Annotated in this window: 14 protein-coding genes; 6 read left to right on the top strand and 8 right to left on the bottom strand. The window is 67.9% G+C overall.

The annotated features are described in order from the left end of the window. Both WBV89_RS12560 and WBV89_RS12555 read left to right on the top strand, forming a co-directional pair. The coding region (locus WBV89_RS12560) for a DnaJ C-terminal domain-containing protein (protein ID WP_423981693.1) at positions 1–769 on the top strand (769 nt) is incomplete at its 5' end. Continuing rightward, positions 766–1,173: a heat shock protein transcriptional repressor HspR gene (locus WBV89_RS12555; protein WP_423981692.1), complete on the top strand. Its 408-nt coding sequence runs from the start codon at positions 766–768 to the stop codon at positions 1,171–1,173. The genes WBV89_RS12560 and WBV89_RS12555, both read left to right, overlap by 4 nt. 1 nt (position 1,174) lies before the next feature. Here WBV89_RS12555 and WBV89_RS12550 read toward each other — a convergent pair whose 3' ends face one another. Together WBV89_RS12550 and WBV89_RS12545 are read right to left on the bottom strand one after the other, a co-directional pair. Further along, entirely contained in the window at positions 1,175–2,179 is a 1,005-nt protein-coding gene (locus WBV89_RS12550; RefSeq protein WP_423981691.1) for a hypothetical protein, read from the bottom strand. Then, on the bottom strand, positions 2,176–5,301 hold the full coding sequence (locus tag WBV89_RS12545) for a hypothetical protein (protein WP_423981690.1): 3,126 nt from the start codon (positions 5,299–5,301) through the stop codon (positions 2,176–2,178). Before WBV89_RS12545 ends, WBV89_RS12550 begins: the two co-directional genes overlap by 4 nt. A 167-nt stretch (positions 5,302–5,468) precedes the next feature. On the opposite strand from WBV89_RS12545, the gene WBV89_RS12540 reads away from it, so the two are divergent. Then, a complete protein-coding gene (locus WBV89_RS12540) occupies positions 5,469–10,169 on the top strand; it encodes an Ig-like domain-containing protein (protein WP_423981689.1) in 4,701 nt (1,566 codons plus the stop codon). 5 nt (positions 10,170–10,174) lie between these two features. Here WBV89_RS12540 and WBV89_RS12535 read toward each other — a convergent pair whose 3' ends face one another. From WBV89_RS12535 to WBV89_RS12515, 5 genes are all read right to left on the bottom strand, one after another. Further along, entirely contained in the window at positions 10,175–12,316 is a 2,142-nt protein-coding gene (locus tag WBV89_RS12535; protein WP_423981688.1) for a transglutaminase domain-containing protein, read from the bottom strand. A gap of 7 nt (positions 12,317–12,323) precedes the next feature. Then, complete coding sequence (locus WBV89_RS12530; RefSeq protein WP_423981687.1) at positions 12,324–13,439, bottom strand: DUF58 domain-containing protein; 1,116 nt, start codon at positions 13,437–13,439, stop codon at positions 12,324–12,326. A gap of 3 nt (positions 13,440–13,442) precedes the next feature. Beyond that, positions 13,443–14,393, bottom strand: a complete 951-nt coding sequence (locus WBV89_RS12525; protein WP_423981686.1) for an AAA family ATPase — start codon at positions 14,391–14,393, stop codon at positions 13,443–13,445. Positions 14,394–14,454: 61 nt separating this feature from the next. Further along, positions 14,455–15,195, bottom strand: a complete 741-nt coding sequence (locus WBV89_RS12520) for a hypothetical protein (protein ID WP_423981685.1) — start codon at positions 15,193–15,195, stop codon at positions 14,455–14,457. After that, positions 15,192–18,272 carry a DEAD/DEAH box helicase gene (locus tag WBV89_RS12515; protein ID WP_423981684.1) on the bottom strand — a complete coding sequence of 1,027 codons (3,081 nt, stop codon included), beginning with the start codon at positions 18,270–18,272 and terminating at the stop codon, positions 15,192–15,194. Before WBV89_RS12515 ends, WBV89_RS12520 begins: the two co-directional genes overlap by 4 nt. A 106-nt stretch (positions 18,273–18,378) precedes the next feature. Here WBV89_RS12515 and WBV89_RS12510 point away from each other — a divergent pair, with 106 nt between their 5' ends. Together WBV89_RS12510 and WBV89_RS12505 are read left to right on the top strand one after the other, a co-directional pair. After that, complete coding sequence (locus WBV89_RS12510; RefSeq protein ID WP_423981683.1) at positions 18,379–19,176, top strand: hypothetical protein; 798 nt, start codon at positions 18,379–18,381, stop codon at positions 19,174–19,176. Positions 19,177–19,317: 141 nt separating this feature from the next. Beyond that, complete coding sequence (locus WBV89_RS12505) at positions 19,318–20,184, top strand: heme-dependent oxidative N-demethylase family protein (RefSeq protein ID WP_423981682.1); 867 nt, start codon at positions 19,318–19,320, stop codon at positions 20,182–20,184. Between the two features lie 92 nt (positions 20,185–20,276). Here WBV89_RS12505 and WBV89_RS12500 read toward each other — a convergent pair whose 3' ends face one another. Then, positions 20,277–21,320 (bottom strand): LLM class flavin-dependent oxidoreductase, encoded by a 1,044-nt coding sequence (locus tag WBV89_RS12500; RefSeq protein ID WP_423981694.1) that lies wholly within the window; start codon positions 21,318–21,320, stop codon positions 20,277–20,279. A 109-nt stretch (positions 21,321–21,429) separates the two neighbouring features. Here WBV89_RS12500 and WBV89_RS12495 point away from each other — a divergent pair. Beyond that, positions 21,430–22,050: Clp protease N-terminal domain-containing protein (locus tag WBV89_RS12495; protein WP_423981681.1), on the top strand; the 621-nt coding region annotated here is incomplete at its 3' end.

The raw sequence follows: 22,050 nt of genomic DNA, 5'->3' as shown, positions 1-22,050 counted from the left end.
CGCTGCAGGCGTCGGTCCGCGCCGCGGAGCTGACCTGCGAGCGCATCTCACCGTCAGCTTCGAGGACGCAGTCCGCGGGCTCGAGACGTCGTTGTACCTCACGACCGATGCCCAGTGTTCGACCTGTGGTGGCTCGGGAGCGCGTCCTGGGACCAGTCCGCAGGTCTGTCAGAACTGCGGTGGGCGTGGTGTCGTCGACGACAACCAGGGCTTCTTCGCGATGAGCGCACCGTGCACGGTGTGCCAGGGCAACGGCGTCACGATCGAGTCGCCGTGTGAGACGTGTCGGGGGTCCGGCGTCGAACGGCGACCACGCGACGTGAAGACCAGGATCCCCGCCGGCGTGAAGGACGGTCAGACGATCCGGCTCAAGGGTCGAGGATCACCCGGACGCAACGGGGGTCCGAACGGTGATCTGCTCGTCGAGTTGAGCGTCACCCCCGACCAGCGATTCGGTCGCAACGGCGATGACCTGACGGTGACCGTCCCGGTCACCTTCGACCAGGCGGCACTCGGGGGAGACGTCGCGGTGCCGACGCTCGACGGACCGGACGTCACGCTGCGCATCAAGGCCGGAACCCAGTCCGGTTCACGGCACCGGGTGAAGGGCAAGGGGATCGGGCGGATCACGAAGCGCGGCGCGACATCGGGCAATCTGATCGTCACCGTCGACGTCGTCGTACCCAGCGAGTTGAACGACGCCCAGCGCGCGGCCGTCGAGGCATTCGCCGCAGCGAGTACCGTGTCGTCGGAGCAGGAGTCCTCATGAGCAAGCATCAGCTGAAAGCGGTCTACGTGATCTCGGTCGCGGCAGAACTCGCCGGCATGCACCCCCAGACCCTGCGGATCTACGAGCGTCGCGGCCTGGTGTCCCCGGCGCGGACCCAAGGCGGAAACCGTCGATACAGCGATGACGACATCGAACTGCTGCGGCGGATCTCGGAACTGACGGACGAGGGGATGAACCTCGAGGGCATTCGCCGCGTCATGCAGCTCGAGGACGAGAACGTGCAGTTGCGCAGGGAGCTCGAGCAGGCGCGCGAGATCGCGCTGCACGCGATTCGCGAAGCCGAGCGGGCGGGTGCCCGCGGGGGCGGCGGTGGTGACCTGGTCCCGCTCAAGCAGGCCGTCGCCGTGTTCGGTCAGCGACCGAGCATCTTCGACCGCGACTGACTCAGCCGGACCGGCGCTTCCAGAACCGCCGTGTGGCGCGCTCACCGCCTCCGGGAGCATCATCGACCCGAGTGGGAAGCGTCTCGATCGCCCACGGTCGATCGAACGGGTCGCCGCCGATTCCAGCGCGCGGCCCGACTCTCTGCAGCACGTCGATCGGACCGACCAGGCCAGCGGCCCCCACGGCGGCGCCGAGGGCGACGACGAGGCGTTGCGGTGAGCGAACGTCGTGATCCGGGTACGACACAGAATCGACGCCGGCGAGGTCGAGGATCGGAACCGAGGACCCGGCCGACGAGGAACGACGCGTCGCGTCGGCGCGGGCAGCAGCCCGATCGATCGTCTCGGTGAGCGCGAGGTCATCGAGGAATTCGTCGAACGCGGTGAGCGCGATGTCGCAGACGGCGATGTCGAGGTCCGGGTGTGCTCGGCCGGTGGCGGTCGTCGACACGGCGGCGACGGGCAGTCGGTTCGCGACGACGGCGTGATGAGCCTCGCCCTGTGCGACGAGTCGTCGCACGTAGGTCGCGTCGGCTCCGGCGATCCGGGCGAGCGAGAGCGCGCTCGGTTCGACGTCCCCGCCGACGAAGCCGGCACGCTGGGCGATGTCCGCGAAGCGATCGATCGAGTGCTCGTCCCAACGGATCAGCAGCATCCACCGGCGGGGACCGTCGTCGACGATCAGCGTCGTCCCGATCGAGTGCCGGGCGTTCATGTGCGCACGCAGTTCTTTCAGGTCGGCTCCAGATCGTCCGGTGACGTCGAGGCGTTGGATCGTCGTCCCGGAAGGGAACGTCGCGATCCGTGTCGGGTCGTCGGGCTCGCCGAGTTCGGCTCGCAGCAGCACCAGACCGTCGAGGAGCGCATCGTCGTCGGCCGAATCGACCGAGAACTCCGCCGCCGATGCGACGCGACCGTCGCGGTCCGGGTCGAGGCGGGCCCCGCGAACCAGATGGGTGGTGATCTCGATTCCGACACCACGGCCGCGTACGGAGTGATCGTTCATGGTCGATCCGGTGCCGAGATCGTCGCGGGCGGGCGATTGCGGGCGGGTTCCGGTGCGAGGAGATCGATCTGGTGGCCGATGTCATCGGGTGGCGTGGCGAGTTGGACACGTCGGGCGGCGGCCGTCGACCAGCACCGTCGCGGATGTCGGTCGGCGGCGTCGACTGCTCCGACGCCGAGGCGTGATCGGTCGTCGGGGTCGCTCATCGGACCGACGAGGCGGTCACCGGTCAGCCGGTCGAGCGGACCGAGATCGTCCACGCGCTCCGCGATGGCCACGACGTTCATGCCCACCCAGGCACCCGAGGCGACCAGTTCGCCGAGTTGTTCGAAGGTCGTGTCGAGCTCGTCGGGGGGAAGCGCACGACGCATCCTCCCCAGGTCGCTGATGAGCAGCACGACGTCGGGACGGTCGAGATCGGTCGGTCGTCGGAGTCGCTCGGTGAGCATCGAGCGGAGTCCGGAGATCAGCTCGACGACGTCGTCACCGCCGCTGGGATCGACCACGCGGCCGGTGTGCGGCAACGCCTCGAGCGCGCTGCTGCGACGGCCCGGTGCCTCGATCGCGTAGACGTGGACGTCGTCGGCGGAGTACCTCGCTGCGACACCCAGCGCGATGACGTCGATCAGCGATGTCATCGCCGACCGTGGTGAGCCGACCGCCAGGACCGAGCCGTCGCGTCCCGGATGCCACCAGTGGGCTTCGTGATCCGCCCGTTCCGGCCGGTCGATCAACCCGATCGGAACGGCGTCGCCCGGGTTCTGGGCGAACAGCGCAGTCGCATCGATACGCACGGGGAGCGGCGGTGGCAGCAACGTCGGGAGCGGCCGGTGGTGTTCGCCGCGGCCTGATTCGTCGACGCGATCACCGATGCTTCGCGCGATCGCGGTGATCGCCGCGTCGCTCCCGCTCCCACCGGCCGCGGTCAGGGATTGACGTTCCAACCTTCGTTCGAGCGGGGTCAGCGTCCGCCCAGACACCGCCGGTCGCACGAGCAAGGCCGACCCGTCGAACACGGTCGCGTGAGAGATCGGCGCCGGGTGTGCAGCGAGGCCGACGAAGGAGAACGATCGATCGGGATACCACAGCGTCCCATCGCCGGTCGGGGTGATCCAGACGAGCGCACCGCAACTCGACCGTCCGTAGGCCGACACCGAACTGGGGTGGTCGCCGGTCCAGATCACGTGAACGTTGTCGAACGTCACCGCCAGCTCGTTCATGGCGGTGATCAGCTCAGAACCGACGGGGTCGGATTGGTCGAACGCTCGCTCGACCACGATGAGCACGTGCAGTTCAGGCCGCTCGGTGACAACGTGGGCGATCCGGTGGACGAGTCGTTCGGGGTCGTGCGCCTCGGAGCGTCCGGCCCAGCCAGCGAGGTGCGGGAGCTGATCGTGCCAGGGTCGCCGCTCCCTTCCGAGGTAGACCACGGCGAGCTCGTCGGGCCGACGTTGGATCGCGGCGCCCAGAACGATCGCGGCGACGGCGAGATCGTGGTGCTCGGCGTCGGACGCCGTGATGATCGTCGACAACGGTCCGGAGAGCTCGAGCGATACGTCGCGCCTCGACAAACCATCGGCGTCGACCGCCTCCGCGGCGCCGATCGTCACGGTCAATCGCGAGGGGTCATCGCTGTTCGAGGCAGAGGACTCGACCAACTCGGTCAGGCTGGGGGGTGGAATCGGTGCGTCGAGACCACGATCGTGTTCGCGATCGAGATCGTCCAGCGGCGCGAGATGCCGAGCCACCGTCAGGGCGAGCGGCTCCTCGACCAGTGCCGGCGAGATGTCGATCGTCACCGTCGTCGCGGGGTCGTCACGGCTGTGCTGAGCGACGAGCGATCCGAACAGCCCTGGTCGAGAGGTCCCGCCGCGGGACTCCGAAGCGAGCTGCGTGCTCGGGCTCATCTCCTCGAGGATCTGAGAACACATCGACGGCGCGTCGTCGATGCTGTCGCACAGCGCGACGACCCGTACATCATCGGGAAGATCGGTGAGCATCGTGTGGAGTGGCGACTCGCGTCGGTCCCACAGAGACGTGTCATCGATGATCAACAGGGTTGTTCGTCCCGGCCGCCCGGCTGCGTGGGGGCGCGCTCGCGATTCGGCCCATTCGCCGATCCGGGTCGGGTCTGTCAGGAGCATCGGTGCGCTCGTCGGACGACCGCCGCGCAGATGCGGGAGCCACTGCGCCCAGTTCCAACGGCCACTGAGCTCGGGGTTCGATGCGATCACCAGGTCGAGCGACGCCGGGCCGTGCATCGTGCACGCTTCGATGAGCATTGTGCGCGTGAGCGCCGATGTGAATCGTTCGGATCCGACCACGGCGACACCGGGGTGACGCAACAGATCGACCGACGCAGCCGTGACCCCGTCGAGGTGGAGGCCGTAGTGGATGTCGTACGCTCCGCGGTCCCCCGGCCGCCACTGCCAGAGTTGTCCGCCGGCGGTCGCGGCATCGCGAACTGCGCTGACGACGAGCCGGCGCGGTGTGGTCGGTGCGGCCGCATTGCGTCGAAACGGAACCGTTCCGTCCTCGGCCGGATCGGACAGGCGTCGGCGCGGGGCCGGCGTCGGCGGTTGCTCCAGCACGAATCGGCGGCCGGCGACGTGGAGCTGACCCTCCTCCCAGGGCAGTTCCCGGTCGAACAGCCGTCCCGCCAGTGTCGGAGCATCCGGTCCGCGTGCCCCGGCGAGGTGCACGCTCGGGCTGGCACGGACGCTGCCGTCATCGTCGACCACGATCTCGAACGCCGCGGTCTCGACCGGCGCATCGCCGAGCTCATCGACCTGCAGGCTCCGAGCACTCCCGACCAGGTATCGCCCCACCGTCAGGTTGCGGACGGTTCCCGCTCCGCGCCCGGTCAGTTGGACGATACCCACCGAGCCGGTGGAGATCGAACCCGGTGTGTCCGTCGGTCGGGTATCGATCGTCGAACCGATCACGAGTGCGACGTCGGTGAGCCGGGTGGCGCACGACACGGCCCGTCCGTCGACTCTCGCCGTCACGGGTGGAGATTGACCGGTGACGGACTGCAACAGGTCCGCGAGCGTCGACTGCGGGCGAGCTGCGACGATCTCGATGTCTGCATCACCGTGGGGGGTGGTCACCACGACGTCCATCCGCGACGACACTACGACGGCAGCAACGACGCGGTGATCATCGATGCGTTGGGAGGGCGGACGAGCGACGATCGCCGCGTCGATCAAGCGCACGGCACCGAGACCGCTCTCCGCGTTCGGTCGACGCGGTCCGTCGATGTGCTCGGTGGGAGTTAGCGTGGGAGGCGATGCAGATGCACGTGCCGCTCGCCGCCGTGTCGTGGCGTCAGACGATCGCGTCCGTCGTCGTGTTCGCGCTTGCATTGGCCGGCATGGTGATCGTTCTGCGCTCCGACGGACTCCCGGCGATCGACGCCGTCGCGTCACGCGCGACACGCTGGGTCGTGCACAGCCCGAGCGGTCGGGTGGTGCTGGTCGACGGGTTCGGCGGGCGCGCTCTCGCCAGTGTCAAGGTGGGCTCATCCGGCGACGGGATGCTCGTGGCGGACGGCCGGGGTGAGAGCTACCTGGTCGACGATTCGACCGCGGAAGTCCGCCTGATCGACAGCGCCGATCTGCGTCTCGGCGCCCCCCGGGCACTCGGAGTACTCGGGGAGGGTTCGGCCATCGCCCAGGCGGCTTCGTCCGGTCTCCTCATCGCCGATCCGAGCACGGGCGATGCGACACTGCTTCCGACGAATGAGGAGCCGGTCGACTTCACCTTCGATGCCGACAACGGCCCCGGCGTCGACACCTCGACGACGCTCGCGCTCGCCCGTGACGGGTCGATCTGGTCGCTCTCGAACGGTGAGCTCGGACGCGCGTCCACGACGGCGACCACAACGGAGGACCTCGGTCTGGCGGATGCGTCGCTGTCGTTGGTCGACAACGATCCGCTCGTGCTCGACCGGGCCGAACGACGCGTCAGGCTCGCCTCCGGTGACTGGCAGGATCTTCCGACCGACATCGACGCGAGCGAGCTGGTCATCCAACGTCCGGGGCCCGAAGCCGACTGTGGATGGATCGGTGGCGGCGACGATCTGTGGTGTGTGTCGGAGGATGGCATCGACGAAACGGTCTCGATCCCCGGACTCGGCGTGGCCGGAGGGGACCTGCTTGCGATCGCGGGCGACGCTGCGGCGTTGATCCGGCGCGGTCCGACCGAGGTCGTCCAGTTCGACTGGCACACCGAAGAGGTGCTCGGAACCCCGCTGACCGTGAACCCCTCGAGTCAGCTCGACGTCACGGCGACCAACGACGTCATCTGGATCGACGACGTCGACGGCGACTTCGTGTGGACCGTTCACCCGTGGGGGATCCAGGCCATCGACAAGGACGATTCCACCTTGCTGTTGATCGGCGATGAGGGGGAGATCCTCGAGGAGGGAGACGACTCAGGCAACGCGGCCGGTGCCGACGACGGAGTCGCCGACGAACCCGACGTCCGCGAACCGGACGACAACGGAGTCGACGACCCGCCCGTCGCGGTCGACGATCCCGTCACCGCTCGTTCGGGAGCATCGGTCCCGGTGGCGGTGACGGCGAACGACTTCGACCCCGACGGCGAGGCGGTCGCCGTCTCGTCCGTCGGGTCACCGAGCCACGGCTTGGTCGACATCGGCACTGCGAGCACGGTGGTGTACACCCCCCGTGCGGGGTATGTCGGGCTCGACGAATTCACCTACACGATCGTCGACGGCGGCGGAAACGAAGCGACCGCGAGCGTAATCATCGAGCTGCTTCCGATCGACGGGACCAACCGCGCTCCGGTAGGTGCTGCGGACCGCACCGAGACGGGTCCGTCGGCGGGCGTGATCGTCGATGTGCTCGTGAACGACCTCGACCCCGAACGCGACGGCCTGCGACTGGACTCCTTCTCGGCAGATCCGGAGATCGGTTCCGTCACCGAGACCGAGGGTCGCTCCGGCTTGCCGGCGCTCGAGTACAAACCGACCGCCGGGTTCGAGGGGACGGCCAGATTCTCGTATCGTCCGGTCGACACGTTCGGGGCGGTCGGCGAGCCCGTCGAGGTGACGGTGGAGGTCGCGCGACGCGGTGATCCCAACCGCCGTCCGACCGTGCAGGCCGACGCGGTGCGCACGCGCCGCAACTCGACGACGACGGTTCCGGTGCTGCTGAACGACTTCGATCCCGATGGTGACGCACTCGTGCTGTCGGTGGTGAGCCCGCTCCCGGCCGGCGTGGATGTCGAGGTCCAGGGAGAACAGCTCGCGGTCACCGCGTTGGCCGGCAGCGGCGAGCGGGTGACGTTCCAGTACGAGGTCCAGGACGGACAGGGCCACGAGGTCCGCGGGTCGGTGCTCGTGGTGGTGATCGACGACAGCGAACCAAACCGCCCCCCGATCGTGTCCGCCGATCTCGAGACGGTCGTACTCGGGCAGACGATCCTCGTCGACGTGACGGCGAACGACTCCGATCCCGACGGCGACCCCCTCGCAGTCATCGACTTCACCCAACCGATCTCCGGTGGGACCGTCGAGTTCGGCGGACGGAACGAACTCGAGTTCACTCCGTCGCAGATCGATGGCGAGGAAGGCGCCAACGTCCGATTCACCTACACCGTGTCCGACGGCAACGCTCACGAGGTCGACGGCGAGGTGACGGTGAACGTCCTCGCGGAGGCTCTTCCCGAGCCGCCGTTCGCACGTGACGATTCGGCGTTCACGTTCCTCGACAAGCCGGTGACGATCGACGTCCTGCGCAACGACGGCGACCCCTCGGGTGATCGCCCGACCATCGTGGGCCGACCCGGTTGCCCCGCAGGCGGAATCGCCACGGTCGCCGCCGACGGACAGGTGCGCTACGACCCTCCACGGGGCCAGACCGGTGTGTTCCGATGCCACTACGAGGTCACCAACACCCAGAACCTCACCGATGACGCGACCATCGTGATCTCGGTGAGCGATCCCGACCTCACCAACGCGGCACCCATCGCCCGGAACGACACAGCGACCGTCAAGGCCTCGGGGACGGTCAGCGTCGACGTCACGGCCAACGACATCGATCCGGATGGTGACTCGTCCTCCCTGCGTGTCACATCCTCCACCCAGCCGCCGTTCGGAACAGCGGTCCGGAACGGGAACGTGATCACCTTCGACGCCGGCTCGCGGCCGGGTGTGGCGACGATCACCTATCAGGTCGAGGACACGGACGGGGCGCTCGCGACCGGTCGGTTCCAGATCTCGGTGACCGACAAGGCGAACGTCGCTCCGATCGCTCGGCCCGATACGCGCCAGATCGTCGGACCCGGAGTTCCGACCACCATCGATGTGCTCGCGAACGACCGCGACCCGGACGAATCACCCGGTGGGCTGACCGTCACCTCGGCTCAGCTCAACAGCGGGAGGGGCTCCCTTGCCCAGGTCGGGTCCGCGGTGACGATCACACCCGATCCAGCGTTCGTCGGTGTGCTGACCGGTACGTACACGATTCTCGATGGCGAGGGCCTGACAGCGTCGTCCACGGTGGTGCTGATCGTGACTCCACCCGCGAACCGCGCTCCGGTTGCGAACGACGACAACGCCTCGATCGCGAACGGAGCGTCGGTCACGGTGCCGGTCCTGCAGAACGACAGTGATCCCGACGGGGATCCACTCGCGTTGTCGATCGTTTCCGGGCCGGACTCGTCACTCGGGACGGCCTCGGTGTCCGGCTCCGGGATCACGTTCCAGGCTCGAGCGGGGAGTTCTGGCATCGCGTCGATCACCTACCAGGTGAGCGACGGCTCCCGCACCGCGACGGCCATGCTGAGGGTCACCGTCGCGTCGTGTCAGGCGTCGCAACCGGTCGCGACCAGTGCCTTCGTCAGCACCGGCTACCAGCAACCGATCGCCGTGAACCTCGCCGCCTACGCACAGAACGGTGTTGTCGTCGACGTCGTCGGTCCAGCCGGGTACGCCAACGGTGTCTACACACCCCCCGCCGGCGAGAACGGGAACGTGACGATTCGATTCGGGGTGCGCAACGAGTGTGACGTGCAGTCGAACGGCGTCATCACCATCGACGTCAATCAGAGTCCGACGAGTCAAGACGCTGCCATCACGCTCCGTCGCGGGGCGAGCGCGGAGATCCCGGTCGGTCAGATCGGGAGCGATGCTGAGGCATTGACGATCTCATCGGTCGTCGGGGCGCCGAGCTGGGTGACGGTGGAACCGGGTCGTCTCGTCGTCTCCGTTCCGAGCGACGCGGAGTACGGCGCGAGGTCGTGGACGGCCGTCATCTCCGATCCGGGTGGCCTCACCGCGACGAGTCGGATCACCGTCAACGTCGTCAGCGTCCCACCATCGGCCGCTCCCGACACCATCGACGCATCGAGCGGCTCCGGCACGACCAATCTGCTCGCCAACGATTCCGATCCCGACGGACCGCCGTCGGCGCTCACGATCCAATCGTTGCCGACGTCGGTCACCTTCGATGGCGGTGGAACGGGAACGGTGACCCGCTCGGGTGGGAACGTGACCGTGCAGACGACGAACGGCACCGGCTCGGCATCGTTCTCGTACACGGTGTCCGACGCCGCTGGTGCGGTCTCCAACCCGGCGACGGTGACCGTGATCGGCCCGGCCGCCCCGACGACGACCACGACGACCACGACGACCACGACGACCACGACGCTGCCCCCGAACGCCCCTCCGGTTGCGGGCAGTCAAGCGGTTTCGTTGGCGGCCGGTCAGCGAACCGACGTCAGCCTGGACGTGTCCGATCCTGACGGCGATCAGCTCACCGTCGTCGACCTGGTCGACCCGGGCGGCGTGGTCGCGTCGGTCGAGGGAACCCGCCTGCGAATTCGTGCGCGACAGCCCGGGCAGTTCACGGTCTCGTATCGCGTGTCGGATGGCTCACTCACGTCGGGAGTTGCGACGCTGACCGTCGACGTGGCTGCCGCTCCGACGACCGGCGCGGATCCGAACGGAGTCGGCGGGGTGTGACCGTGTCACACCGGTGATGTCGTGCTGGACCGGAGACTCCGCAGGCTCAGGCGCCACCCGATGCGTTGACGGCGCGTCCGGCCTTCGCTCATCGTGGCCTCGACCTGATTCAGGCATGCGACAGCGTCGTCTGCGAGCAGCTCGGGATGGGTCGGGTCACCGAAGGTCGTCGTGCTGGACAGCCTCGCGAGCCGCCGAAGCTCACGGGTCGCCTTCGGGGCATACCCGGCGGCGACGATCGCGATCTCGTCGTTGGTCTCGCTCTTGGTGATCGACATTCCGCCGTCGACCAGAGCATTCGTTGCGAGCGACCACGCGCCGCGCACCCGTTCGCGTGCCGAACCCGACAGTCGGCGTCGGCGCCGGCGCCGCTTCGCTCCGAGGACGATCAGCACGAACAGCAGCACCGGAACGAGGAGGATCGCGACGACGACGCCGACGTAGAGCGCGTAGGTCACGATGACCGAGAGGCGCGCGGGAGTTCCCTCGTCGACCACCTCGTCGGCGACGACGGGATCGTCGACGGCGTCCGGCGGTTCGTCGATCGGTGGCTGCGGTGGAGCCGGCGTCTGCACCTGTGGCTCGACGGGCGGCGGACTCGAATCGGTGCTCTCCTCGGGGGGTGTCGGATCGAATGCGACCCAACGGTCACCGATCCGGACCTCGGGCCACACCGCGGCGTCCGTCGAGAGGATCGTGAGAGTCGCGAGGTCTCCGGTGGTGTCCAGGTTCGTTGGGTCGATCTCGTAGCCGGTGGCCACTCGTGCTTCGACTCCCAAGGACCGAGCGAGCAAGACGAACGCGGTCGCGAACTGCTCGGCGTTCCCGCGGCGGGTTTCACGGAGGAACCGTTCGATCAGCAGCCGCTGAAGGCCACCTCCTGGTGCGTCGGTTCGAAGCACGAACTCCTCGCGCATCGTTGCTTCGATCCCGCGAAGCTGCTCGAGGAAGTCGGTCGTCTCCTCGGCCCCCCCCTCGCGAGCCAACCCCTGCGCCAGGTCGGCCAGTGCGGTCGTGTTCTCGTCGGCCTCGATGACTCCGATCGAGCCCACGGCCTCCTCCGGTGTCGGCTCGACCCTGGCCGTGACCCGATAGGGGTCACCCGCCACCGGTCGCTCGAGGAGGCCGACCAGGGTGCGCGCCTCGTCGGTCTCGATCGGTGCGTCGATCACGATCGGCGCACCCGGAAGCGGAACGAACTGCACGTCGTCGTTCTCGAACGTGATCGTGTAGTCGATCTCGTCGTCTGCCGGTGGGTTCAGCCGCCGACCGATCGGTCGAAGCACCAGATTCGGTGACCAGCGTCGTCCGTCGTAGCGGCTCAACGCAGCGGTTCGCCACCGGGTCGGTACGGCATCGAGGCCGTTCGCCACATCGCTGGAGACCTGCAGTTCGTGGAGCTCGATCGGCGGCTCGATCGTCTGCAGGGCGAGCGTCGCCTCGATCGGGTCGATCAGGGAAGCCGAGGATGCGGCAGGCTCGTTGCGTCGGGGATCGGCACGCCCGGACAGCGTCAGGGGGACGGCAACGAGCGCAGCGACGCCGATCGTGAGACAGGCCGCCGGGATGAGGCGCCGTTCACCTCGCAGCAGGGCGAGACGATCGCGGAGCTCCATCTCGGCACCCGGACGCATGATCGTGAAGATGACCGCGAGGAGCGCCAGGGCGGTGAGGGTCCACCACTGGGGCCCGTGGGGGGCGCTCAGGGAAATGATGAGGAGCTGCGCGGCGAGGACGGGCAACAGCGGACTGAGGTGGAAGCGCGCTCGATGAGTGAGTTCGGCCGCCGCGAGCGTGGCGATGCCCAGCAGGGTTGCCACCGTTCCCAGCAGCTCCGGTCGGTCGGGACTCGGCCACTCGGTGGAGAGCAGGCGCTGGGTGCTCGAACCGAACGAGGCCACCACGTCGGCCGCGTCTCCGCCGGCGATGATCACCACGAGTGTCGTCCCGGAAACGATCGCGATGACCCCGGTCGCCAGTCGTCCGGTCCACCGGCGGGCGAAGACCGACCATGCAGCGACGGTGACGATCACGGGGGCGATCAGGAACGTCCACTCCTGCTGGTCGAAGACGACACCGGCGGAGATGGCGACGAGGCACATCATCACCCCGGCGAGAACGAGCCGGAGTCGAAGGAGGTCGATCATCGTCCGATCAACTCCACGCTCGCCATCGCTGCACGAACTCGGGAGCGTCCTGAGCGGCGACGGAGATCCCGAGGCCAGGTTGTGCGCCGTCGCCGACGCGGACGGTCGTCATCCGGTCGTGAGCCGACAGTCGGGTCGTCGGACCGTCGGGACCGGTGATCATCACCACCGACGTGTGGTCGAAGCCCTTCCCGAACAGCGCGGCGACGTGCAGTGCATCGCCGACCTGGTGGATCGGCGTCAGAAGGTCGAGCACGTCGGCCTCTGCCATGATCGGCCGCTCACTCCCGGCGTGCGAAGGGTCGGTCGTGCGAACCACGACATCCAGCCCGGACCGCAGCGCGTGAACGGCGAGCGTCGCAGCGACGTCGACGACCTCCTCGAAGTCGTCGTCGGTCCCGACGTCTCGTCCGGAGTCGACCACGATCGTGAACTCGGGACGTCGGACCTCGATGTGCTCGCGCACCATCAGCGTCCCCGTGCGCGCCGTGGTCGGCCAGTGGATCATGCGCGGGTCGTCTCCCGAGACGTACTCGCGCATCGACACGAATCCCGAGAGTGGGTCGGCGGCCGCCCGGCGCACGATCGATTCGTTCTCGATGACCCGCGACGAGCCCTGCGGACCGATCAGTTCGTAGATTTTCGGATGCACCGTGACCTTCTGGACGTGGTCGTCGTCCTGGACGCTGCGCCACCTGCCGACGGCGAGGAAGAAGGGGTCGACCCGCTGCACATCGAGCGGTCCGAGCTCGAACACCCCGCGACGTCGGGTCGGCAACGTGGCATCGATGACGTCGACGTCGCCCGCGTCGACCGGATCGACGTGCACCTCGATGGTCGCCCCGTCGATGCGATCGAGAACGGTCGCCCGACCCGATCGATGCTTCGTGTCGTTGCGGATCCGGTACTTCACGCGGACCGGGTCACCGCGGGGGACGCGGACGGCGTGGAGGCGACGGTCGACGCGGGCGCGCAACCTGCGTCGCGCCATGATCACCGCGACCAGGACGATCGCCCCGATGCCGACAGCGGCGACCAGGAGTTCCTCGTAGCTCCACCAGAGCCCGCATGCGGCCAGCAGGATCGAAACGAGGACCGCTCCGAGTCCCGATCTCGTCAGCATCGGTCAGGCTCCGCTGGTACGAGGAACCGGGATGCTGTCGGCGATGTCGGCCAACAGTGCGTCGATGGTGACGCCGCGGAGTTCGGCCTCGGCGGACAGTGCCACACGGTGGCCGAACACGGGCGCCACCAAGGACTTCACGTCGTCCGGAGTCACGAATTCGCGATCGTCGGTCGCGGCGTAAGCGCGCGAGATCCGCAGGAGCGCGAGCGTTCCGCGGGTCGACACTCCGAGGCGCAGGTCCGAGTGGTTGCGCGTCGCACCAGCGATACGAACGATGTACTCGTGGATCGAATGGGCGACGGTGATGTCGTCGATCGCCGCGATCGTCCGGTCGAGGACGTCGGTGTCGGTCACCGCTCGGAGTTCCTCGCTGCGCTGTGCCCGGTTGGATCCTTCGAGGATCGAGACCTCGGTGGCCTCGTCCGCGTACCCGAGCGTCAGCCGCAACGCGAAACGGTCGAGCTGGACGTCGGGGAGCGGGAAGGTCCCCTGGAAGTCGCGCGGGTTCTGGGTTGCGATGACGAAGAACGGCCGTGGCACCGGTCGGCTGGTGCCGTCGGCGGTGACCTGGCGTTCCTCCATCACCTCGAGCAGGGCCGACTGGGTCTTGGGGCTCCCGCGGTTGATCTCGTCCCCGATCAGCACGTTCGCGAAGACCGGCCCTTCGCGGAACGTGAACTGGCCGCTGCGTTGGTCGTAGATCATGACGCCGGTGATGTCGGTCGGGAGGAGGTCGGGTGTGAACTGGACTCGCTTCCAGTCTCCGGCAATCGAGTTCGCGATTGCCTTTGCGAGGCTGGTCTTGCCGGTACCGGGGACGTCGTCGAGGAGGAGATGGCCCTCGGTGAGCAGGCAGCACAGCGCAAGTCGGATCTGGTGCCGCTTTCCGCGGATGACCTGGTCGACGTTGTCGATCAGCGCGTTCACGACGTCCGATATTTCGCCAGCCACGTTGCGAGTGTAGAACCTGTCGCATCGAGTGGCGGCTCGCCACGGCGGGACGCAGGGTCGGTCAGTCCCAGTCGATGTGGAGGTGTCGATAGGCGTCGCGCAGGATCATCGCGAGTTCGGGCCGACGGGGGAGTCGTTCCTCCGCGCGTTCGAGGTGCGGGATGTCGGGGAGCGTCGCGCCGTCACGCATCTCGAGGACGTCGGCGATCGGGTCGATCAGCGCCTCGCGTTCACGCCGGGTGTGTTGCTCGCGACGCTCGGCGCGTCCCTGCTCCATGCCGTCGCGCACGAGTTGGAGGTGGCGCCGCCGTCGGGGAAGTTCGTCGCCGGTGTCGGTCGGTTCGGTTCGGTCGTCGTCGATCGGATCGTCATCCCGAGCGTGATCGCGATCGTCGTCGACATCGATCCGCTCGTTGCCTCGCCAGACATCGAGGAGTTCCGGCTCGATCAGCAGCTCGTCGGCGAACACGAACATCGTCGCGACCACGTGTTTGCAGGCGTGGTCGTCCCAGTTTCCGTCGTCGGGACAGTTGCACACCGACTGCACGTCTCGGCGCAGTGGCATGCCGTCGCCGGCGGTCACCTCCAGCGAGGCGATGTAGGGGGTCGATCGCGATCCCTGGACCTCGCACGTGACGACCCCTGCTTCGACGACGATGTCGAGAACCGATCCGTTCTTCGCGTACTGCTTCCCACGACGGAGACGCTGCGGGTCGCTCATCTCGGCGGCGAGGACCTTCATCATCGTGGCGGGAAGACGGCCTGGCTGTTGCGCACCGAACGGTTTGCGTGGCCGGCTCACAGCTCCTGCTCCAGGACGACGAGATCACGCAGTTGATCGGTGCTCAGCTCGGACATCCAGGCCTCGCCCTCCCCGGTGCCGACGACCTGTTCGGCCAGCTTGCGCTTGTCGTCGATCACCTGGCTCACCTTCTCCTCGACCGTGCCCTCACACACCAGTTTGTGGACGTTGACCGTCTGCGTCTGTCCGATGCGCCACGCCCGGTCGGTGGCCTGATCCTCGACCGCCGGATTCCACCACCGGTCGTAGTGGATGACCTGGCTCGCGGCGGTGAGGTTGAGACCGGTCCCGCCGGCCTTGAGCGAGACCAGCAGCAGCGGGGGAGCGGATCCGTCCTGGAACTGGTCGACCATCGAGTCGCGACGCGTTCGCGAGACACCTCCGTGGAGGAACGGAGCGTCGAATGAGAACTGTTCGTTGACGTGGCGGACCAGCAGGTCGCCCATCTCGCGGAACTGCGTGAACACGAGTGCTCGTTCGCCCTGCTCGAGGAGGTCGGTGACCAGTTCGTCGAAGCGGGTGAGCTTGCCCGACCGGCCCGCCAGGCGCGAGCCGTCCTTGAGCGCGTGCGCAGGGTGGTTGCAGATCTGCTTGAGCCGCATCAGGGCGGCGAGGACGAGGCCGCGGCGGCGCATCCCCTTGGCCTGTTCGGCATCGACCAGGAGCTGATCGACGACCTGTTGATACAGGGTCGCCTGTTCCTTGGTGAGCTTGGCGTAGGCGATCTGCTCGATCTTGTCGGGGAGATCGGGGAGCAGGCGCTTGTCGGCCTTGGTGCGGCGGAGGATGAACGGGCCGGTGATGCGGCGGAGTCGTCCAGCAGCGTCGGCGGCGGCCTCGGGGTCGGTCGCGCGCTCGATCGGCGACGCGAAATCCTTCCGGAATCGCTCGAGTCCGCCGAGGATCCCGGGGTTGACGGCGTCGAGGATCGACCAGAGTTCGCTGAGTCGGTTCTCGACCGGTGTGCCGGTGAGCGCGATCTTCTGGTCGGCTCGGAGTTGGCGCACGGCGCGGGCCGCCTTGGTGTTCGGGTTCTTCACCATCTGGGCTTCGTCGAGCACGACCGTCGTCCAGTCGATCTCACCGAGGTGCTCGAGGTCCCGGGGCAGGAGTCCGTAGGTGGTGATCACGATCTGCAGCTCGGGATCGACGAGGAACATCTCGTCTGCGGACGACGCGTCGTCGCCAGGACGCGCCTTCATCGCCTTCGAGATCAACTCGAGCTGCTTGTCACGTTGCGACCCGTGGTGGACGGACACCTCGAGCTTCGGGGTGAACCGGTGCGACTCCGAATGCCAGTTGCGCACCACCGACAGCGGACACACGACCAGGTGCGGACCCGGCCGCTCGACGAGGTGCGCGAGCGTGGTCGCCGTCTTGCCGAGTCCCATGTCGTCCGCGAGGCAGCCGCCGAGTCCGAGCCGCGAGAGGAACTGCATCCACGCGAGCCCGCGTCGTTGGTAGTGACGCAGTTCGCCCACGAAATCGCTCGACTCGACGACCTCCTCGAGGCGGTCGTCGGGCAGGCCGTTGAGAAGGTTGCGCACCCAGTCGGTGTCGGACATCGGCGCATTCGCTGCCGGATCGTTCGGATCGAGGTCGGCGCCGAGCTCGACGTCGCCGCTCTCGCCGTGCACGACGATCGTCGGGTGCTCCTCGGTCGCCTCGTCGTCGTTCGCGAGCTGGAGGAGTTGGAGTGGCGTGACGCGACTGCGGGTCTGCTCCAACTCGCGGAGCTTGTCGCGCTTGCGGCGGAGTTCGTCGGCGTCGATCCGCACCCAGCGATCGCCCGTGTGCAGCAGCGTCGCGCCCGCTTCCTGGGCCCGTTCGAGTTCGGCGTCGGAGATCTGCTCGTCACCGATGACGAGCTTCCACTCGACGAGTGCCTCGCGACCGAACTGCTTCTTGCGGTCGTCCTGTGGGGTCGGGGTCGCCTCGCCGGCGACGCGGACGGTGTTGCGGATCAGGCGCTCGGGTCCGATCAACTCGACGCCGGCCTTTTCGAGCTCGAACGGAGCGACGTCGATGAAGTCCTCCGCGGTCTCCAGATCGAGTTCGACGCCGGTGGGTTCGTGCTCGACCGCGAGGTCCGCGAGACCGGGCACGACCGGCGCGATCCGCGCGACGACGTCGTTGAGGAGCCCGACGAGCGTGGGCAGGTGGCGCTCCTCACGGGCGACCTCGGTCGCGCGATCGTTGCGATCCCAGACATCGGCCGCCGTGCACCAGCGCATCGAATCGGTGTCGTCGACGAGTTCGAGCCGCACCTCCCACGGGTCGTGGGGGTCGTGCGACATCAGCAGGCGGACGCGCGGGATCACGACCGGCTCTCCGGACAGGCGGCGGCGGTGTCGGTCGAGTTCGTCGCGCAGTTGGCCGAGCGCGAGGTCGAATTCGGTGGTTCCGCCACGCACGACGTGGTCGGGCTTGGCGAGCGCCCCGAAGACCGCCCGCAGGGCCTGGGTCGAGCCCTTTCGACCGCGGCCGACGTCGGCCTTCCAGCCTCCCTGTGACAACGATGCCCGGGCGATGCCGTCGACCATCAATTCGAAGATCTTGCGGGTGTCGTGCCCCGATCCGGCGGTGCAGATCGGGGGTTGAGCGATGTCGAGCGCGGTGACGAGTCCCGCGATGTCGTCGTCGACCTCGGGGACCCAGCGGGCGACGGTGAACGGACCCTCCTCGACGACGATCGGCGACATCCGACCGGCCGAGACCACCCGTCGCGCCAGCTCGGCGACGCGGGCGAACCAGGCGATCGAATCGGAAATCACCGCGCTGTCGGACGGGAGTTCGGACAACCAGACCGCCGTTGCGAGAGCGTCGAGCTGGACCGAGGCGGCGTGGAGGGCCGGGCGTTGGGGCACGTCGATGCTGATGCGCGCGATCGCACCGTACGACACGGGCGAGTCGTGCCACCCGCTGCGCGTTCCATCGGAGTCGATCGTGCGGAACCCGGAGTAGAGCCAGGCCATCGACGCCGTGTCGATGCCGTTCCAGCCCCACACGTGCAACGCGCCCGACCGCCAGGTGCCCTGTGCCACGTACGGTGGCCGATGCCGAGACGGTCGTGCCATCAACCCTCCAGGCTACCGAGGGGGTGTGGCCGAGCTGATGAGATCACCGTCTCGGCGATCCCTTCCTGATCAGTCGGCCAGACGACGCGTGCCGTACTGTGACCGCGTGTCGAACTGGTTCCAAGACCAAATCGTGGATCCGGGACGACTTCCGTTGTTCCTGTGTCTGTTGGCCTTCGTCGCCACGTTCCTGACGACACGCACGATCACTCGAATGATTCGCGCGGGTCGCGGGCCATTCCGCAACAACGTGAGCGAGTCGGGCATCCACGTTCACCACGCGGTGCCCGGGGTCGTGATCCTGATCGCCGGCGCGTTCATCGCCGTCGGATCGGGACGAGCCGACGGATGGGCCGAGATCGCCGGGATCCTGGTCGGCGTCGGCACGTCACTCGTGCTGGACGAGTTCGCGCTCATCCTCCGCCTCGACGACGTCTACTGGAGCGAGGAGGGCCGCCTGTCGATCCAGATGGTCTCGCTCGCGGTGGCCGTGCTCGGCCTGACCGTTCTGGGGTTGAATCCCTTCCAGCTGTCCGAGGAGAACGGCGCGGATCTCGCTGCCCTCGCCGGAACGTTTGTCGTGTTGGCGCTCCACATCGCATTGGTTCTGATCCTGGTCGCCAAGGGACGATACGCAGTGGCGCTCGTCGGTGCGTTCGTTCCGCTGGTGTCGATCATCGTCGCCCCTCAGATCGCTCGACCGGGCTCTCGTTGGGCGACGCGTCGGTACGGCGCGGACAAGATGGAACGAGCGACTCGTCGAGCCCGACGATTTGATCGACGCTACGGTCGCCACACGCTCAGCGTCGTCGATTTCCTCGGTGGAACCCCCGATCCGACGGCCGAACGGCCGCAGACTCTCGAGCCGCCGCCGGCGGGCAGTTCCCTCGACGACGTTCGCTGAGCACCTGGGCCTGGCGGCGATCACGAACGAGGCGTCGCCGAGGAACTCCTCGAACCAACCGCCGGCGAAGCGGTTCCGGCTCCGTCGGGGCGACTCTGCTCCGGAGGCGCCCCGACGACGCGACCCCGTACGCTCGTGGGCGTGTCGTTGGTCGACGAGTTGCCGTACACGCCGTGGCGCGAGCGCGGGTCGGTCGTCGACGGGGAGTTCCGCTGGCGGCTGGGCGTGCGGCCGCTCGACCTGGACGACTGGATCGAACTGGGACCCGACGCAGATGGTCCTGGCGGCTGGATCGCACAGAAGGAGCGAGTGCTGGCCGACCACCACCGGACCGCATTCGTCGTGCGCGACGACGTCGAGTACGAATCCCGCGAGATCGCCGAGGCCGTTCTCCACCACCTTCGTCACCGATGGCCGGCGCGCTGCGCCGACGTGTGTCTCGACGACGTGCTGCATCCACTCGAGGCGGCGAGCCGGCTGGTCCCCGAGGACCTCGTGATGATGGTCGAGCGCGAGGGCCGGCTCATCTTCGGGGGAGGCTCGGTGTGTTTCCCGAACCGATGGGACCTGCGCTCGAAGTTGGGCCGCACGATGGCCGAGGTCCACGCTCCGGTCGCAGGTCTCAACGATCAACTCGAACCGGCCGTTGACCGCTTCCTCGAGCGGCTCACGCCCGACCGTTCGTTCTGGCGGTTGGGTTGGGGGATCATCGATGTGGCGGACGGGTTCACGCCGGGCGACGGAACGGGCGCGCCCCGCCCGGTCGAACCCGCGGCGGCCGACCTGTTCGTCCGCGTCGAACGCGAGACACTCCGCCGATTCCCGACCACCGGCTGCGTCCTGTTCACGATCCGGACCTACATCGCACCGATCGCGTCCGTGCTGCGCGACGGCGAGTCGGCGGCGGCGATCGCCGGTGCCGTCGCAGCGATGCCCTCCGGGATCGCCCGCTACAAGGACCTCGTCGACCGTCGAGACTCGATCGCCGAACTCCTCACCCGCCCCTGACGGCCCCGGTCCGCCGAGATCATCCGTTCGCGTGAGGTGTCTGCGCTCGTCGGGCGCACACACCTCACGCGAACGGAGAGGGCGGGGTGGGGTCAGATCGTGACGGGGTCGAGCGCGTCGGCGACGAGGTCGACGGAGCGCAGACGATCGTCGATCGTCGGCGACGCGTGCGCGGTGATGACCTCGTCGACACCGGCGTGATGTGCGAACTCGGTGATGTAGCTCGCGACCTCGGATGCCACCCCGACGGCGGAGTAGTGCATCATCTGAGCGAGCTGCTGACCCTGCGGTGATGCGAGAACTGCGTCGGCCTGTTCGTCGGTGAGGTCGCGCCCCGGGGTCAGGAACCGGGCGACGCGTGTGCGCCGGACCATCGTGAACTGCTGCTGTGCGTGCTCGTCGTCGTCGGCGGCGATCACGTTGACGCCGGCGATCGCGTACGGCTCGGCGAGTTGAGTCGAGGGCTGGAACTCGCTGCGGTAGAGCTCGACGGCCTGGAGCAGCGCACCGGGCGCGAAGTGGGATGCGAACGCGTACGGGAGCCCGAGCGACGCTGCGAGGCGGGCGCCGAACAGTGATGAGCCGAGGATGTACAGCGGAACGTTGGTTCCGGCACCCGGAACGGCGGTGACGCCCTGGACGAGCGACTCACCGCCGAGGTACGCCTGCAGTTCGCGTACGTCGTCGGGGAACTGGTCCGATGCTCGGAGGTCGCGCCGCATCGCGCGTGCGGTCGTCTGGTCGCTCCCCGGTGCCCGGCCCAGGCCGAGGTCGATACGACCGGGGTGCAGGGTCTCGAGCGTGCCGAACTGTTCGGCGATCGTGAGCGGGGAGTGGTTGGGGAGCATGATCCCACCGGCACCGAGACGAATCGTCGACGTGTGCGCCGCGATGTGGCCGATCAGCACGCTGGTCGCAGACGACGCGATCGCCGCCATGTTGTGGTGCTCGGCGTACCAGACCCGCTCGTAGCCGCGGGCCTCGGCGCGTCGGGCCAGTGCGACGCTGTTGGCGAAGGCATCGGCCGCGGTCTGACCGCGACCGATGATCGCGAGGTCGAGGATCGAGACCCGCGGCGTGAAGCCGGGGGCCGGAATTCGCGCGGTCGTGTCGACTGATTCGTTCACGACGACCATCATGGCGGGACAGGATCGAGAAATCGATCGGAACCGCGGTCGGGAGTCTCAGTAGAAGTTGATACAATAACACTCAAGTTTGCTGAGTGACCAGAAAGGTGTGGAAGGTATGGCGTTCGATCCGAAGAAGTGGACCATCAAGACCCAGGAGGCGTTCTCGGCCGCGATCGACGACGCCAAGGCGCGTTCCAACCCGGAGTTGACCCCCGACCATGTGCTGTCGGCGATGATGCGCCAAGAGGGCACGATCGTGCCGGCGGTCCTCGCGAAGCTCGGTCTCGCACCGCTGATGGTGCGCAACGACGCCGACGAAGCGGTCACGCGACTTCCGAACGCGTACGGCGGGAGCGAACCGCGGATGAGCAAGGAGCTCACCAACACGGTCGCCAACGCCGAGAAGTACCAGCAGGACTTCAAGGACGACTACCTCTCCGTCGAACACCTGCTGCTGGCGATGAACGACCGCCTCGACATGGGCTCCGAAGAGGTCATGCAGGCGATGCAGGCGGTCCGCGGCTCACACCGCGTGACCGATCAGAATCCCGAGGAGAAGTTCGCCGCGCTCGAGAAGTACGGCCAGGACCTCACCGCCCTCGCGGCGGCCGGCAAGATCGACCCGGTCATCGGACGCGACGAGGAGATCCGTCGCGCGATCCAGGTCCTCTCGCGTCGCACGAAGAACAACCCGGTCCACATCGGCGAGCCGGGTGTCGGTAAGACGGCGATCGTC

It is taken from the genome of Ilumatobacter sp., from assembly GCF_049588435.1.
In the GTDB taxonomy this organism is placed as follows: Bacteria; Actinomycetota; Acidimicrobiia; order Acidimicrobiales; family Ilumatobacteraceae; genus Ilumatobacter_A.
This window is presented reverse-complemented; position numbering and strand designations above follow the sequence as displayed.